14 protein-coding genes are annotated in these 15,863 nt (G+C 71.9%); 12 read left to right on the top strand and 2 right to left on the bottom strand.

Going from position 1 to position 15,863, the window contains the following annotated elements; translation table 11 throughout:
• Nucleotides 1-52: 52 nt before the first annotated feature.
• From ftsH to ACY1JX_RS08390, 8 genes are all read left to right on the top strand, one after another.
• Nucleotides 53-2,071: an ATP-dependent zinc metalloprotease FtsH gene (gene ftsH / locus ACY1JX_RS08425; protein WP_462565827.1), complete on the top strand. Its 2,019-nt coding sequence runs from the start codon at nucleotides 53-55 to the stop codon at nucleotides 2,069-2,071.
• Between the two features lie 8 nt (nucleotides 2,072-2,079).
• Nucleotides 2,080-2,643: a GTP cyclohydrolase I FolE gene (gene folE, locus ACY1JX_RS08420; protein ID WP_286930251.1), complete on the top strand. Its 564-nt coding sequence runs from the start codon at nucleotides 2,080-2,082 to the stop codon at nucleotides 2,641-2,643.
• A gap of 13 nt (nucleotides 2,644-2,656) precedes the next feature.
• A complete protein-coding gene (gene folP, locus ACY1JX_RS08415; RefSeq protein ID WP_241732820.1) occupies nucleotides 2,657-3,508 on the top strand; it encodes a dihydropteroate synthase in 852 nt (283 codons plus the stop codon).
• Nucleotides 3,501-3,908 carry a nuclear transport factor 2 family protein gene (locus ACY1JX_RS08410; RefSeq protein WP_462565826.1) on the top strand — a complete coding sequence of 136 codons (408 nt, stop codon included), beginning with the start codon at nucleotides 3,501-3,503 and terminating at the stop codon, nucleotides 3,906-3,908. The genes folP and ACY1JX_RS08410 overlap by 8 nt, the downstream gene beginning before the upstream one ends.
• Nucleotides 3,905-4,279: a dihydroneopterin aldolase gene (gene folB / locus ACY1JX_RS08405; protein WP_462565825.1), complete on the top strand. Its 375-nt coding sequence runs from the start codon at nucleotides 3,905-3,907 to the stop codon at nucleotides 4,277-4,279. Before ACY1JX_RS08410 ends, folB begins: the two co-directional genes overlap by 4 nt.
• On the top strand, nucleotides 4,276-4,839 hold the full coding sequence (folK, locus tag ACY1JX_RS08400; protein ID WP_181754200.1) for a 2-amino-4-hydroxy-6-hydroxymethyldihydropteridine diphosphokinase: 564 nt from the start codon (nucleotides 4,276-4,278) through the stop codon (nucleotides 4,837-4,839). Before folB ends, folK begins: the two co-directional genes overlap by 4 nt.
• A gap of 7 nt (nucleotides 4,840-4,846) precedes the next feature.
• On the top strand, nucleotides 4,847-5,335 hold the full coding sequence (locus ACY1JX_RS08395; RefSeq protein WP_462565824.1) for a DUF3180 family protein: 489 nt from the start codon (nucleotides 4,847-4,849) through the stop codon (nucleotides 5,333-5,335).
• A gap of 83 nt (nucleotides 5,336-5,418) precedes the next feature.
• A complete protein-coding gene (locus ACY1JX_RS08390; protein ID WP_462565823.1) occupies nucleotides 5,419-5,691 on the top strand; it encodes a hypothetical protein in 273 nt (90 codons plus the stop codon).
• Nucleotide 5,692: 1 nt separating this feature from the next.
• Here ACY1JX_RS08390 and ACY1JX_RS08385 read toward each other — a convergent pair whose 3' ends face one another.
• Entirely contained in the window at nucleotides 5,693-7,399 is a 1,707-nt protein-coding gene (locus ACY1JX_RS08385) for a glycosyltransferase (RefSeq protein ID WP_462565822.1), read from the bottom strand.
• A gap of 56 nt (nucleotides 7,400-7,455) precedes the next feature.
• On the opposite strand from ACY1JX_RS08385, the gene ACY1JX_RS08380 reads away from it, so the two are divergent.
• From ACY1JX_RS08380 to ACY1JX_RS08365, 4 genes are all read left to right on the top strand, one after another.
• Entirely contained in the window at nucleotides 7,456-9,687 is a 2,232-nt protein-coding gene (locus ACY1JX_RS08380) for a CDP-glycerol glycerophosphotransferase family protein (RefSeq protein ID WP_462565821.1), read from the top strand.
• Complete coding sequence (locus ACY1JX_RS08375; RefSeq protein WP_462565820.1) at nucleotides 9,684-11,465, top strand: glycosyltransferase family 2 protein; 1,782 nt, start codon at nucleotides 9,684-9,686, stop codon at nucleotides 11,463-11,465. The genes ACY1JX_RS08380 and ACY1JX_RS08375 overlap by 4 nt, the downstream gene beginning before the upstream one ends.
• A 72-nt stretch (nucleotides 11,466-11,537) precedes the next feature.
• Nucleotides 11,538-12,794: an HNH endonuclease signature motif containing protein gene (locus tag ACY1JX_RS08370; protein ID WP_462565819.1), complete on the top strand. Its 1,257-nt coding sequence runs from the start codon at nucleotides 11,538-11,540 to the stop codon at nucleotides 12,792-12,794.
• A 35-nt stretch (nucleotides 12,795-12,829) separates the two neighbouring features.
• Nucleotides 12,830-14,995: a CDP-glycerol glycerophosphotransferase family protein gene (locus tag ACY1JX_RS08365; protein ID WP_462565818.1), complete on the top strand. Its 2,166-nt coding sequence runs from the start codon at nucleotides 12,830-12,832 to the stop codon at nucleotides 14,993-14,995.
• Here ACY1JX_RS08365 and rfbA read toward each other — a convergent pair.
• Nucleotides 14,968-15,831 carry a glucose-1-phosphate thymidylyltransferase RfbA gene (gene rfbA, locus ACY1JX_RS08360; RefSeq protein WP_462565817.1) on the bottom strand — a complete coding sequence of 288 codons (864 nt, stop codon included), beginning with the start codon at nucleotides 15,829-15,831 and terminating at the stop codon, nucleotides 14,968-14,970. The two genes, ACY1JX_RS08365 and rfbA, sit on opposite strands and share 28 nt — an antisense overlap.
• Between the last annotated feature and the right edge of the window lie 32 nt (nucleotides 15,832-15,863).

Here is a 15,863-nt window from a genome sequence, read left to right as displayed (position 1 = left end):
ACGCGGTTGTGAGCATCGAACGGAACACCACCTGCATGAACGACGAGGCGGCATGAGCATCAAGAGCGTGTTCAAGGGACCGTGGCTGTGGATCATCCTGATCGCGGGCGTGGTCATCGGCGTGCTGTCGTTCTCCGGGTCGGCCGACGGGTACCGCGAGGTCAAGACCGCCACGATGGTGGGCTACTTCAACGACGCCAAGATCAAGGACGTCACCTTCGTCGACGGCGACCAGGAGGTCCGCGCGACCCTCAAGGGCGACGACGAGAAGAAGGTCAAGGCCACGTGGCTCGGCCAGGACCAGGGGTCCCAGCTCGTCACCCAGGCGCAGAAGCTGGTCGACGACGACCAGATGAACGCCTACAACGTCAAGATCCCGCCGAAGAACACGTTCCTCTCGGTGCTGCTGAGCTTCCTGCCGTTCGTCATCTTCATCCTGATCTTCCTGTGGCTGATGAACTCGATGCAGGGCGGCGGCGGCCGGGTCATGCAGTTCGCCAAGTCCAAGGCGAAGCTGATGACCAAGGACACCCCGCAGACCACCTTCGCCGACGTCGCCGGCTGCGACGAGGCGATCGAGGAACTCGGCGAGATCAAGGAGTTCCTGCAGGAGCCCGCGAAGTTCCAGGCCGTCGGCGCGAAGATCCCCAAAGGCGTGCTGCTCTACGGGCCGCCCGGCACCGGCAAGACCCTCCTCGCGCGCGCCGTCGCCGGCGAGGCTGGCGTGCCGTTCTACTCGATCTCCGGCTCGGACTTCGTCGAGATGTTCGTCGGCGTCGGCGCCAGCCGCGTGCGCGACCTGTTCGAGCAGGCGAAGGACAACGCCCCCGCGATCGTCTTCATCGACGAGATCGACGCCGTCGGCCGTCACCGCGGCACCGGCATGGGCGGCGGCCACGACGAGCGCGAGCAGACCCTCAACCAGCTGCTCGTCGAGATGGACGGCTTCGACGTGCGCGGCGGGGTCATCCTGATCGCCGCGACGAACCGCCCCGACGTGCTCGACCCCGCGCTGCTGCGCCCGGGTCGCTTCGACCGCCAGATCGCGGTGGAGGCGCCCGACCTGGCGGGCCGCACCCAGATCCTCAAGGTGCACGCCCGGGGCAAGCCCATCGCACCCGGCGTCGACCTCGAGGCCGTCGCGCGCCGCACCCCCGGCTTCAGCGGCGCCGATCTCGCGAACGTGCTGAACGAGGCCGCGCTGCTCACCGCGCGCGGTGCCGCCACGACGATCGACAACGAGGCGCTGGACGAGGCGATCGACCGCGTCATCTCCGGCCCGCAGAAGCGCTCGCGCCTCATGAACGAGCACGAGCGCCTCGTCACCGCCTACCACGAGGGCGGCCACGCCCTGGTGGCCGCGGCGCTGCCGCAGAGCGACCCCGTGCACAAGATCACGATCCTGCCGCGCGGCCGTGCCCTCGGCTACACGATGGTGCTGCCCGACGAGGACAAGTACAGCCAGACGCGCGCCGAGCTGCTCGACAAGCTGGCCTACATGCTCGGTGGACGCGCCGCCGAGGAGCTGGTCTTCCACGACCCCACCACGGGTGCCGGCAACGACATCGAGAAGGCCACCAGCCTGGCCCGCGCGATGGTCACGCAGTACGGCATGAGCGAGCGCATCGGCGCGGTGCGGTTCGGCGAGGACAACGGCCAGCCGTTCCTGGGCCGCGACATCGGCCACTCGCGGAACTACTCCGAGGACATCGCCGCGACGATCGACGACGAGATCTCCTCGCTCATCGCGCAGGCCCACCAGGAGGCGTTCGACATCCTCGTGGACAACCGCGAGGTGCTCGACAGCCTCGTGCGCGAGCTGATGGAGAAGGAGACCCTCGACAAGGCCGAGGTCGCCCGCATCTTCGAGGCCCTGAACCGGCGCGAGATCCGTCCCGCGTGGACCGGTTCGGACACGCGCCTCCCGTCGTCGCAGCCGCCCATCGTCGTGCCGCACCGCAACGGCTCCAGCCGTGACGATCGCGAGGACGGTATCGTCGTCGGACCGGACGCCGGCCCCGACGCACCTCCTGTCGACGAGCCCCAGCCGGGCGAGTCACCCACCATCTGAGGAGCGCCGTGCCCGTCGACCAACCCCGTGCCGAGGCGGCCGTCCGCGAGCTGCTCGCGGCCATCGGTGAGGACCCCGAGCGCGACGGACTCGAGGACACCCCCGCCCGCGTCGCCCGTTCCTACACCGAGCTGCTGCGCGGCTACGACCAGGACGCCAAGGAGGTGCTCTCCGCCGTCTTCGAGGTGGGGCACCGCGAGCTGGTCCTGGTGCGCGACATCGAGCTGTGGAGCATGTGCGAGCACCACATGGTGCCGTTCTTCGGCGTCGCCCACGTGGGCTACATCCCGGGTGAGCACGGTCATGTCACCGGCCTGTCCAAGCTCGCCCGCCTCGTCGACGTCTACGCCCGGCGGCTGCAGGTGCAGGAGCGCCTCACCACGCAGATCGCCGAGTCGATCGTGGAGGTCCTGGAGCCCGAGGGCGTCATCGTCGTCATCGAGGCCGAGCACCTGTGCATGACGATGCGTGGCGTCGCCAAGGCCGGCGCCCGCACCATCACCAGCGCCGTGCGCGGCCAGCTGCTCGACCCCGCCACCCGCGCCGAGGCGATGAACCTCATCAGCAGGTGAGGCAGGAGCGCGCATGACGACCCCACCGATCCCCGGACTCCCCGAGGACCGGTGCGTCGTGATGGGGGTCGTCAACGTCACGCCGGACTCGTTCTCCGACGGAGGTCGCTGGTTCGACCCCGGCGCCGCTGCCGAGCACGGACTCGACCTGGTGCGGCGCGGGGCCGACCTCGTCGACGTCGGCGGCGAGTCCACCCGTCCGGGTGCGCTCCCGGTCGACCGCGAGGAGGAGCTGCGCCGCGTCGTCCCGGTGGTGCGCCGGCTGGCCGACGCGGGCGTCGTCGTCTCCGTCGACACGATGTGGTCCGAGACGGCCGAGCAGTCGATCGAGGCGGGCGCGGCGATCGTCAACGACGTGTCGGGCGGCCGTGCCGACCCGCAGATGGTGCCCCTCGTCGCCCGCGCCGGCGTCCCGTTCGTCGTGATGCACTGGCGCGCGCACTCGGACCGGATGCAGCAGCACACCGACTACGACGACGTCGTCGAGGACGTGGTCTCCGAGCTCCGCAGCCAGTACGCGGCGGTGTGCGAGGCCGGCGTCGACCCCGAGCGGGTCATCCTCGATCCCGGTCTGGGCTTCAGCAAGACCGGCGACCAGAACTGGACCCTGCTCGCGCACCTCGAGCGCTTCACCGACCTCGGCCGACCGCTGCTCGTCGCCGCCAGCCGCAAGGGCTTCCTCGGTGCCCTGCTGGCCGACTCCGTGGGCCCGCGCCCGGTCGACGGCCGCGAGGACGCCACCGCGGCCATCAGCACGCTCTCGGCGATGGCGGGGGCGTGGGGCGTGCGCGTCCACGACCCCCGGCCCAGCGCCGACGCCGTGCGCGTCGCGGCCCGCCTGCGCTCGGAGGCCGCCCGTGGCTGACGTCATGGCCGCCCACCGCGCGTTCTACGACGCGATCGAGACCGGCGACGTCGACCTCATGGCGTCGCTGTGGGTCGACGACGTCGCCACCACCTGCGTGCACCCGGGCGCTCCGCCGCTGAACGGGACGGGTCCGATCCTGCGGTCGTGGACCGTGCTGATGGCCGGCGTCGGCTACATCCAGTTCTTCCTGACCGACGTCGAGGTCACCCTGCTGCCCGCCACCGACCCGACCACGGCGATCGTCGTGTGCACCGAGAACATCCTGTCCGACGCGGGGTCGGTGGAGTCGTTCAACGGCGGTCGTGCGGTCGCCACGAGCATCTTGGTCCGCGATGCGGGACAATGGCGATTCTTCGCGAGGCACGCCTCGCCCCTGATCGAACCGGAGGACACGTGAGCCAGAACGTGGGGGACCGGATCGAGCTCCGAGGGCTCTCCGCGGTGGGCCACCATGGCGTTTTCGACCAGGAGCGCAGGGATGGTCAGACGTTCGTCGTCGACCTCGTGCTGTCGGTCGACCTCGAGCCTGCCGCCGTCTCGGGCGACCTGACGCAGACCGTGCACTACGGCGAACTCGCGGAGGAGGTCCACGCGATCATCACGGGGGACCCCGTGGATCTCATCGAGACGTTGGCCCTCCGTATAGTGAACGTGTGTCTGGGCCATGAGCCCGTCCGCTGGGTCAGCGTGACGGTGCACAAGCCCGAGGCGCCGATCGAGGTGGCGTTCACCGATGTCACCGTGACGATGGAGCGGAGCAAGCTGTGACCGAAGCACCCACGCCCTACGAGCTCGACGCCGACACGATGACCGGGGGAATGCGACCCATCCGCCAGGCCGTCCTGTCGATCGGCTCGAATCTCGGCGATCGTGCCGGCCGCCTGCAGGGCGCCGTCTCCGCGCTGGAGGACACTCCCGAGGTCACGGTCGTCGCGATCTCCTCGGTCTACGAGACCGAGCCGGTCGGCACCCCCGAGGGCTCGGGCTCCTTCCTCAACGCGGTCGTCCTCATCGACACCACGCTGACGGTGCACACGCTGCTGGACCGCGCCCTCGCGATCGAGGACGCCTTCGAGCGCGAGCGCAGCGAGCCGGGTGCCCCCCGCACGCTCGACGTCGACATCATCGTGGTCGGCGACCGCGTCGCCAACGACGACTCGCTCACCCTGCCGCACCCGCGCGCCCACGAGCGGGGCTTCGTGCTCGTGCCGTGGCTCGAGATCGATCCCGAGGGCGAGATCCCCGGCCACGGCTTCGTGGCCGACCTCGTGTCGGGTGTCGACACCTCGGGCGTCACCAAGCGCGAGGACGTCGAGATCATTCTGTGATCGTCCGATGAGGAAGGCCCGGCGCAGCTCGCCCCTCTACGTCGCGGTGCTCATCGCGTCGGGCCTCGTCGCCGGTCGTCTGCTGCCGCCCCTCACGGTGCGGCTCGACGGCACCTCCCCGCCGGTTCCCGGCTGGGCCGCCGCGATCGTGCTGCTGTGCGGCGCCATCGCCGTCGGAGCCCTCGCGTGGGGCACCTGGCAGAACCTGCACCGGCGCCAGCGCCGCTTCACCGCCGACCACGCGATCCGCCTGCTGGCCCTGGCCAAGGCCGCCGTGCTCGTCGGGGGCGTCTTCACCGGCGGCTACGCGGGCTACGCGCTGGCCTACGTCGGCTCGTCCACCGAGCTGGGTGAGCTGAGGTTCTGGCGCGCCGGCGCCGCCGCCGCCGCGGCCCTGCTTCTGCTGATCGCCGCGCTCGTCCTCGAGTGGACCTGCCGGCTCCCGTCGGACGACGACGAGGAGACGACGTCCGAGGCCGGCCCCGCCCCCGCGTGACGCTTGTCCACATCCTCGACGCCCACTCTGGTGGGCGCCGCCGAACTCTGGCATCGTCGCCCTCCAGTCGTCATGATGGGGGAGTGATCGAGTTGAACGAGCCGCAGGTGTGGACGCTGATGGGTGTGTTCGCCGCGACCATCTTCGGAGTGCTGGGAGTCGTGTCGAGAACCTTCACGCACGTCCTGCGTGCCGAGATCGGTGGGCTGCGTGGGGAGATCGTCGCGAAGTTCGAGCGGGTCGATGCCCAGTTCGAGCGGGTCGACGCCCAGTTCCAGCGACTCGATACGCGCATCGACCACTTGGATCGCGACGTCCAGGCGCTGACGCGGAAGGTCTTCGACCGGCCCGAGTGACCTAGCGGCCGCGCTGCCACCAGCGTCGCTGCGGCACGGGCTGCTGCCAGGAGGCGTTCCTCCACGTCAGCAGCAGCCGCTCGTGCGCGCCCTTGGGCGCGCGCCCGGCCCGGACCTCGAAGGTCGTGCCCTTTCGCTCGACCGAGGTCGTGAGGTCCGTGGGGGCGTCGTCGCCTTGGTGCCACGCCTGCCAGCGCAGCTCGACCGCGTCGAGGTCTCCCTCGCCGTCCGCCCGGACGACGGCCGAGCGGCCCGCGAAGTCCACGGCGACGTCCTGCAGGTCCACCCGCTCCGCCTTGCGAGCCTGTGCCTCGCGCGCCACCTGCGCCCAGGCGGCGAGGAACGACTCGTGGCCGTGGGCGATGGCTCCGGCCCGGGCGCGGGGGCGCATCGACTCGAGCCGCTCACGGTCGGCGAGAAGGTCCAGCGTGGCGTGCGCCAGGCGGGCCGCGTCGCCCGCGGGCACGAGCACCCCGTCCACGCCCGACTCGATCTGCTCGGCCGGGCCGTAGGGCACGTCGAACGCCAGCACCGGGCACTCGCGCATCCGCGCCTCGAGGATGAACAGCCCGTAGCCCTCGAAGCGGCTGGTCAGCCACGCGAGGTCGGCCTCCCAGAGCCGGTCGGCGGCGTCGGGCACGTGCCCGTGGAAGACCACCCGGTCGGCCACGTCGCGCTGCGCGGCGCGGGCCCGCAGCTTCTCCTCCTCGTCGCCATCCCCGTAGATCTCCAGCGTCGCGGTGGGGTGCCGGGGAGCCACGAGGGCGAACGCGTCGATGGCCCGGTCCAGCTGCTTCTGCGGGTGTAACCGGGCGATCACGACGATGCGCCCGGGCACGCGCGCCGGTGCGGGCGAGGGCGGCTCGACGGCCTCCACGGGGTTCGCGACCACGTGGAACTGCGGCAGGTCGCCGAAGCGGAGCCGCAGGTCGTGCCGCTGGCGCTCGGTGAGGGTGTTGAGCGCGTCGAACCGGTCCACGTGCTCCAGCGACGACGCGTAGGACGGCTCGAGGGGCGAGTCCCAGCGGCGGTCGCCGCGCAGGTGCGGGTTGTGCATCTGGTGCATGAGCACGAAGCGCGGGTCGTGCAGCAGGCCGAGCTCCTCGGCGACGAACCGGCTGTCGCTCACGAGGAACACCGTGCCGTCGGCCGGCGCCAGCTGCCGGGTCCACCAGCGCCATAGGTCGCCAAGTCCGTCGCCGGCCAGCACGATGCGGCCGTGGTAGTCGAGCACGCGGGTCTCGCCCTCCATGACGTCGGGCGGGGTGAACGCGTAGGTCGTGCCGTCGGGCCTCAGGTACTCCCACGTGGTCTCGGTGCCCGCGGCGTCGAGGTGGCGCCGTCGCCAGGTGTAGCCGTCCTCGACGTCTTCCTCGGTGCTCGCGCCGGGCACGATCGGAGGGGCCTCGACGGCGGGCAGTGCGCCGAGATCACGCTCGCGGAGGTCCTCGTGCAGGTTGAGCAGCCTGCTTTCGGGGAGCAGCAGGCCGTCGGCCAGCAGGCCCGTGCGGATCGGCTCGTACGACGGCACCGGGTTGTAGGTCAGGATCGGGAAGTCGAGCCCGGCCGCGACGAAGAGGCGGTGGCGCAGCAGCACCATGCGGGTCTGGCCGCCGGCGCCGAGGCGGACGTTGCCCACGACCGAGAACCAGGCTCCGTCGGGGAAGCTCGTGGCAGGCTCGCCCGGTGCAGCAGCGGAAGGCGACACGCGGCGAGCGTATAGCATCGAGGCCGTCCGGGATGTTCGGTGAAGGCGTAGGTGACATGGGCAGGCTGCGGTCGCTCTCGCGGCGGGTGCTGGACCTCGCGACAGGTCCGGCGAAGCCCCTCGACGTGTTCGTCAAGGAGTTCCCTCCGCTCGTCCGCCGACTCCCGAAGGACCTCGACGGCAGCGTCGAGGCCGACCTCCGCGCTGGGCTGCCCGAGCTGCTGGAGGGCGTCGACCGCGCCGCCCTCGTGCGTCGTGTTCCGTCGTGGGCGAAGGTCGCGCTGCACCATCTCGAGCACGGCGACGCCGATGCGCTCCACGCCGCGCTCAACCGTGGCCTGCTCGACGTGCGCCAGCACGCCGGTGGCGTGCACGAGGGCGAGCCGGTGGCCCGCCTCCCCGGCTGGGACGATCCGGCGATCCCCCGCGAGGCGTTCGTGCTGGCCGACTCCGAGACCCGCTTCGCCGGCGAGGTCGTCCGCTCCCGTGTCGTGGGCGATCGCTTCGAGGCCGTGTTCCGCGCCGGCTTCGCCCACGTCGACGCGCCGGGCGCCGTTCCCGAGCTGACCGTCGTGACTCCCGGCGTGCGGGTCGAGCGGACTGGCGAGACCTCGGGTCACCGCGGCGGTGCCGCCATGTGGCGCGAGACCTACGACCGCAGCACGTGGGCGCTCGACGTGCCCCTGTCGCGGCTCGGCCCGGAACAGGCGCTCGAGCTGGAGGTGGAGGTCCGGCTCGCCGGCCGCACCGCCTCCGGCCGGATCGGACTGATCGCGCAGCCCGAGCCGGTCGGTCCGGTCGTCGACACGATCTCGCTCGAGCGCGGCACGATCGTTGTGAGCGGGCGCGGACTCGACGCCGCACCCACCCTCGAGTCCGCCGGGCTCACCCTCCCCGCCACCGAGTTCACCCGCCTGGGCTCGAGCTTCCGCGCCGTCTTCCCGGCCACCGCAGACCGGTGGGGGCGCGGCGCCCTGCCGTTGCCGCTGGGCGACTACGCCGTCGTGTCCGACGGGACGCCGATGCCCCTCGCGGCCGAGCTCGTGGGCTGGCCCACCGACCTCGGCGACGGTCCGCTCGTCGGCCACACCACCGACCTCGGACTGCGTCTGATCAAGCCGCGGCAGCCCGACGAGAACACCATGTACGGCCAGCGGTACCTGCGCGAGGCGTACGAGGCGCTCGAGGTCGACGTGGACGCGCGCGCCGCGATGTTCCAGTGCTACTGGGCCGAGGTCGCCACCGACAGCCAGGCCGCCATCCACCGCGAGCTCCGCCGCCGCGACCCGCGGATGCGGCTCTACTGGGGCACCGTCGACCACTCCGTGCCGCTGCCCGAGGGCGCGAAGCGCGTCGTCGCCGGCACGCGCGAGTGGTACTCCACGCTGGCGTCCGCGAAGTTCCTCGTGAAGAACACCGAGGTCGGCGCGTACACCCGGCTGCGGCCGGGCCAGGTGTACCTCCAGACGTTCCACGGCCAGCCGTTCAAGCGGATGGGCCGGCCCGACTTCGTGCGCCGGATGGCGCCGTGGCGGGCGCAGTTCGAGGCCACCGACCGGCGCTCGGCGTACTGGCACGTGATCTGCCTGCCGTACCCCGAGGCGGCCGAGTTCTACCGCGAGGCCTACGACTGGGAGGGCCCGGCGTTCGACCACGGCCTGCCGCGCACCGACTCGCTGCTCGCCGAGGACGCCACGGAGGTGCGTCGCGCGACGCGCCGCCTGCTGGGCATCCGCGACGACCAGGTGGCCGTCCTGCACGCCACCACGTGGCGCGAGGACCTCTCGCGCGGCGACAACACGTCGGCCGACCCGAACCTGCTCGACGTGAAGGCGCTCGCCGAGGAGCTCGGCGACGACGTGGTCGTGCTCCAGCGCAGCCACCACTCCGTGGCGCGGTCCGACCAGCGGCACGGCACCGGGGGAGGGGTCGTCGACGTCACCGACCACCCCGAGATCAACGACCTCGTGCTCGCGTCCGACCTCGCGATCCTGGACTACTCGTCACTGCGGTTCGACTACGCGATCACCGGCAAGCCGATGGTGTTCTTCGTGCCGGACCTCGAGAAGTACGAGCAGGAGCTGCGCGGCTTCCTGTTCCCGTTCGAGGAGTCCGCACCCGGCCCCGTGGTGCGCGACTCGAGTGAGCTGCCGGCGCTGGTGCGCGACACGTCGTGGGTGGCCGAGCACGCCGCCGCGTACGCCGCCTTCAACGAGCGGTTCAACCGGTTCCACGACGGGCGCGCCGCCGAGCGGGTCGTCGACGGGCTGCTCGGGTGGGACGCGTGAGGTTGTTCCGGCGCGCGGCTCCCGAGCCGCTGCTGAGTGTCATCGTGCCCGTGTACAACGTCGAGAATTTCTTGGCGGAGTGCCTGGACTCGATCCTCGAGCAGCCGGAGGCGCCCTTCGAGGTCATCGTCGTGGATGACGGATCGCCCGATCGCAGCGCGAGGATCGCTCGAAAGTACGCACGCCGTGACCCGCGAGTGAGGGTCGTGACCCGCCCCAACGGCGGGCTCAGCGCCGCCCGCATGACCGGCATCGAGCACGCGACGGCGCCGTACCTGACCTTCGTGGATTCCGACGACCGCGTGAACGCGGTCGGTCTGAGGGACGCCGTGGAGTCGCTGCGAGGGACGGAGTCGGACTACGCGTTGCTGCCGTACCAGCAGTTCCGCGACCTGGAATCGATCAGCCCCACGCCGCCGTGGGTCGCCGACATCTACGGCGACGGCACGAGCACCGTCGTTGCGCACGAGCACCCCGAGGTCCTGGCCCAGGCGACCGCCTGGTCGAAGGTCTACCGCAGGTCGTTCTGGGACGATGCGGGCCTCGCCTTCCGCAACGGCGTCCTCTACGAGGACCAGGAGGTCACCGCGCGCGCCTTCGCCGCGGCGAACCGCGTCGATCTCGTGCCGTTCACGACCTACCTGTGGCGAGTGCGGTCCGGTTCGATCACGCGCGAGGCCACTGAGCGGTCCATCGGGGCGTTCTTCGACGCGATCACCCTGAGCCTCGGCGCGCTCGAGCCGGTACCGGGCGCGCGCGCCGCACGCGCCTCGCAGGTGCTGTCGAACGACGTGCCGCGCTACCTCCGCACGCTCGCCAAGGTCGCCGACGAGGGGTACCGCGAGCGACTCTTCCGCGGAGCGCTGGATCTCCTGGGCGAATCGGGGCTCGACCTGTCACAGGCGCCGGCCGAGGCGCGCGTGGTCTACGCGCTCCTGCAGGCCGGACGAGCGGCGGACGTGCAGACCTTCGTTGAGAGCGGTGGCTTCGACCTGCCGTCACTGAAGTCGGATGAGGTCGGGGGAGACCCGGCGCTCGTCTTCCCGTTCACGGGCGACCCTGACGTGCCCGACGCGGCGCGCGTCCTGTCCGAGCGTCAGACGCCCTTGGACGCGACCGTCCTGCGCGCGCGGCTCGACGAGTCGGGCCTGCGACTGACGATCGCGGCCTGGCTGCGACACGTGGACGCCGTGCCGACCTGCCGGGCGTGGCTGCGCGACATCACTGGCTGGGAGCGCGAGTTCGCCGTGACTCCGTCGGACGAGTTCATCGGTCACCGGGTGCGCACGACACGGCGCAGCAACGAGGACAGCGTCTGGAACCTCGAGCTCGCGCTGCCCGACCTCGACGACGTCGACTCCTCGGAACTGGTCGTGGAGTTGACCCATCACGGGCGCACCCGGCGCGAGGTGGTCACGCGGATCGACCCGCTGGGATCGGCGGCGATCCGCGAGGAGGCCGCCGGGCTCACCCTCACGGGTGAGGAGCCGTGGGCGCTCGACCGCGACGACGTCGTCCTGTGGAAGGGCGACCTCGCGGATCCGGCCGACGTGGAGATCCCGACCGAGATCGGGGAGCACGAGGTGCCCGGCCGGCTGGTCGACCAAGCGCTGGCGCTCCAGCTGCCGTGGGACTTCGAGCTGGAGGACCGGCAGGGCTACCTCGCGCTGGCCGGGCCGCGCCGGCTGAAGGTGGTCGTGCAGCCGAAGGTGCCGCGCGAGCAGCTCACGTTCTGGTGGCAGCGTGACCACGCGGGCGAGGAAGAACCTCCCAACTGATGCTTGTTTTGTTGGGCCCAATGCAGTAGACTCAGAACATTAGTTCGAGCCGTCGGGGGACGCATGCATCGGGTGTTCAGTCAGATCGAGTCGGGGCCGCGGGCCCTCGACGCGGCGCTGGGCTGCGACCTGAGCGAGCTCACTGCTGAGGAGCTGGTCCGGCTGAATCGCCTGGCGCAGGACCTGGTCCGGAAGGCCACCGCGCTGGGTCTGGCCGCGATGGCGGAGGCTTCGCGCGCCGAGGCGCACCGCACGGCTGGCGAGCTGTCGATGACGGCGCTCGTCGCGAAGGAGGCCGGCGTCTCCCGGCGCGAGGCGGCGCAGCAGGTCCGGCTCGCCCAGCAGCTCGACGCCGCGCCCGTCCTGCGGGAGTCGCTCGGTCGTGCCGGCATGTCCACCGACAAGGCGCGCATCGTGTCCGATGCCCTCGGCGACCTGCCTCGCGACCTCACAGCCGACGAGCGTCGCGCGATTGAGTGCGACCTCACCGCGGCCGCGCCCGACCTCCCGCTGGAGCAGCTTCGGCGTAAGGCGCGCCGCGCGGTGGAGGTCGTCGACGTCGACCGCGCCGATGCCGTCGAGAACCGTCAGGTCGAGCGCGACGAGCGCCACCAGGCCACGCAGGCGTCCTTCTGGATGTCGCGCCCCGACCCCGAGACCTGCATGGTCAAGGGCGGCTTCGAGGTCGACGCCGTCACGGGCGACGTCCTGCGCTCCTTCATGGACTCGGCCACTTCGCCGCGCAAGCAGGACGGCCTCCCGGATCGTCCCCACGCGCAGGGTGAGGCGTTCGTCCAGCTCGTCCGGCACCTGCCCAAGGACGGCTTCGGCAACCACGGAGGCATCCCGGCCACGCTCGTGGTCACCGTCGACGAGTCCACGCTGCGCGGCACCACCGACCGCGCCGGGGTGACCGAGCACGGCACCACGGTCTCGGCCGGGCAGCTGCGCCGGCTCGCCTGCGATTCCGGGATCCTTCCGGCCGTCATGGGCGGGGCGTCGACCGTGCTCGACCTCGGTCGCGAGGAGCGCCTCCACTCGGTGCCCCAGCGACGAGCCCTCGCGCTCCGCGACCTCGGCTGCGCGTTCCCCGGCTGCGACCGGCCGCCCGGCTGGTGCGAGAGCCACCACATCGTCCCGTGGTCGCGGGGTGGTCCCACCACGGTCGACGACGGAGTGCTGCTGTTCGCACGCCACCACCACGAGGTCCACGACCGCGGATGGCAGGTCCGGCTCCACGCGATCGACCGCATCGTCGAGTTCCGGCGGCGTCCCGGCGAGCCCTGGCGACGCAACCATCACTACCGCCCCCTGACGCTCACCGGGTGACGAGCGGGACCCCCACCGATCGGTAGGTTGAGCGGATGGACCTCGTGCGCAGGATCGTGCAGCGACTGCGCGGCCACGGCGACGCGCCGTCGCCGCCCGCCCTCGCCAAGCGCGTGCGCACCGCGTTCCGGCTCGACGACCAGCAGTGGCGAGCTCTCGTGGACGAGGCGGCGGCGGGAGCCAGGGCGTGGACCCACGCCGACTGGCTCGACCTGCCCGTGCGCGACCGGGTGGCCCTGTACGCCGCCTCTGGAGCCGACCGCCCCACGGTCGAGCGCCTGGCCGAGTCACGCACCGTCCACGGTCCCTCGTTCCTCGTCGATCGCGACGCCCTGCGGATCGACCTCGGAGACCCGGTCGCGGTGCCCGAGTGGCTCCTCGTGGCACAGGAGCACGACCTCGTCACGCGTCTGAGCGTCGAGGTCGCCGGATCCGAACCGGTGCACGTGGCCGGGACCTCGTTCATCTCCGGGCTGGCGTTCGACCCCGAGGCCGACTCCGTCCGCGTCGAGGCCGCCACGAGCCATGGCGCCCTCGAGACGGCCGTGACGATGCGACCCGATCCCGTCGCCGACGCCGAGTCGGGGGAGCGCTGGGCCGACCAGACCGGCGCGTCCTGGTGGGCCACGATCGAAGCTGACCGTAGCGAGCCGATCACCCTGACGGTCACCATCGAGTCGGCCGGGGTGACGCGCACCGCCGAGGCCGTCGTGCCCGCGCTGACCGGGGCGGTGCCCGTGGTCGTCAGTGCCACCGGGTCGGGCGTGCTGCTCGACGCCGGCGACCACACGCTGCGGGTGGCCGCGACGTCCGAGGGCTGGGGCGCCGGGCCGTCACCGCTCTCGCTCGAGGCCCGGATCGACCGGTTCGGTGTCGCCGCCACGATCCCGGCGGGGCGCTTCGCCGTCACCGCCGACGAAGCCCTCGAACTCGCCGACCCCTCGGTGCTTGAGCTGCCCCTGGCCGAGCGCGCGATCGACCTGGTCGACCTGCTCGTCACGCCACGGGGCTGGTCGCCGGGAGAGGCCGCCGTGTCGCTCGTGGTCCGCAACCCGATCCCGGTGCACGACCGCGGACGCCGCCGCCAGCGACTCCTGCTCGACGAGGTGCGCGAGCAGGCGGGTCCGCTGCGCGAGCGAGCCGTCGCGATGTGCTTCGGCGGCGCGGGCGCCGGCGACAGCGTCGCCCCCGTGGCGCGCGAGCTCGTCCACCGGGGGATCCCGGTCGACTGGGTCGTCGCCGACCACTCCGTGACCGTGCCCGACGGCACCCGGCCCGTGCTGCTGCACTCGCGCGAGTGGCACGAGGCGTTCACGCACGCGCGGTACCTGGTCAACAACGCCGAGTTCCCGCACTACGTGCGCTTCCGCGACGGCCAGCGCTACCTGCAGACCTGGCACGGCACCCCGCTCAAGCGCATCGGCCGCGACATCGCCTCACCCCGGCTCTCGGCCGGCTACACCGCCGCGATGGCCCGCGAAGCCGCCGTCTGGGAGGCGCTGCTGGCGCAGAACCCGTTCGCGGCCGAGACGCTGCCGCGCGCGCTGGGCTTCGCCGGCCGGGTCCTGGGCGAGGGCTACCCGCGCAACGACGCACTCGCCGGTGACTCGGGCCGGGCGCTGAGGAACGCCACCCGTATGGCACTCGGGCTCGGCGACGAGCGCGTGGTGCTCTACGCGCCCACGTGGCGCGATGCCGCCCGCACCGAGCAGGGCCGCCGGGCGTTCGTCTCCCACCTCGACGCGGCCGCCGTGCACGAGCAGACCGGTGCCACCGTCCTGCTGCGCAGCCACAGCAACGCCGCGGCGGGTCGCGGCCGGATCAGCGGCCCCGGTGTCCTTGACGTGACGGCGCACCCCGACGTCACCGCGCTCCTGGCGGCCGCCGACGTGCTCGTGACCGACTACTCCTCGGTGATGTTCGACTTTGCTGTCACCGAGCGCCCGCAGGTGCTCCTGGTGCCCGATGTCGACCAGTACCGCGACGACCGCGGCTTCTACTTCGACCTGCAGCAGGCGCCGCCCGGCCCCATCGTGACCTCCACCGAGGAGGTCGTCGAGGCGCTCGCCGCTGCCGGTGGGACGTCGGAGCAGGCGCGCGCGTTCCGCGAGCGGTTCGCCCCGCTGGACGACGGCGAAGTCACGGCCCGCGTGGTGGACGCGTGGCTCGGCCCTCAGGCGCCGAGCAGCCCCAGCAGGTAGCTGCCGTAGCCGCTCTTGACCAGTGGCTGGGCCAGCTCGGCCAGCTGGTCGTCGGTCAGCCAGCCCTGGCGCCAGGCGATCTCCTCGGGGCACGAGACCTTGAGGCCCTGCCGCTTCTCGATCGTGCGCACGAACGCTCCCGCGTCGGCCAGGTCGTCGAACGTGCCGGTGTCGAGCCAGGCGGTGCCGCGCGGGAGGACCTCGACCTGGAGGGTGCCCTCCTCGAGGTAGGTGCGGTTCAGGTCGGTGATCTCCAGCTCGCCCCGGTGCGAGGGCTTCAGGTCGCGGGCCCGCTCGACCACCGAGTTGTCGTAGAAGTACAGGCCGGGGACCGCGAAGTTGCTCCGCGGGTGCTCCGGCTTCTCCTCCATCGAGATCGCCCGGCCGCTCTCGTCGAACTCGACGACGCCGTAGGCACGCGGGTTCGCCACCTGGTAGCCGAAGACCGCGGCGCCCACGGTGTGGTCGAAGCGGTGCAGGCTCGTGCCCAGCCCGGCCCCGTAGAAGATGTTGTCGCCCAGGACGAGCGCGGCGCCCTCGCCGCCCACGTGGTCGGCGCCGATGATGAACGCCTGCGCGAGCCCGTCGGGGGAGGGCTGCTGCGCGTAGGTCAGGTTCACGCCGAACCGCGACCCGTCGCCGAGCAGGCGCTCGAAGGCCTCCGCGTCGTGCGGTGTCGTGATGATGAGGATGTCGCGGATCCCCGTCGCCATCAGCGTCGACAGCGGGTAGTAGATCATCGGCTTGTCGTAGACGGGGACGAGCTGCTTGCTGACGCCGAGGGTGATCGGGTGCAGTCGCGAGCCGGTTCCCCCGGCCAGGATGATGCCGCGCATGGTTCGTACCCTAGGTGATCGCCGCGAGGGAC

Source organism: Aeromicrobium sp. JP4 (assembly GCF_054957925.1).
Note: the sequence above shows the minus strand (reverse complement) of the source record. Positions and strands in the feature narration are given on the sequence as shown.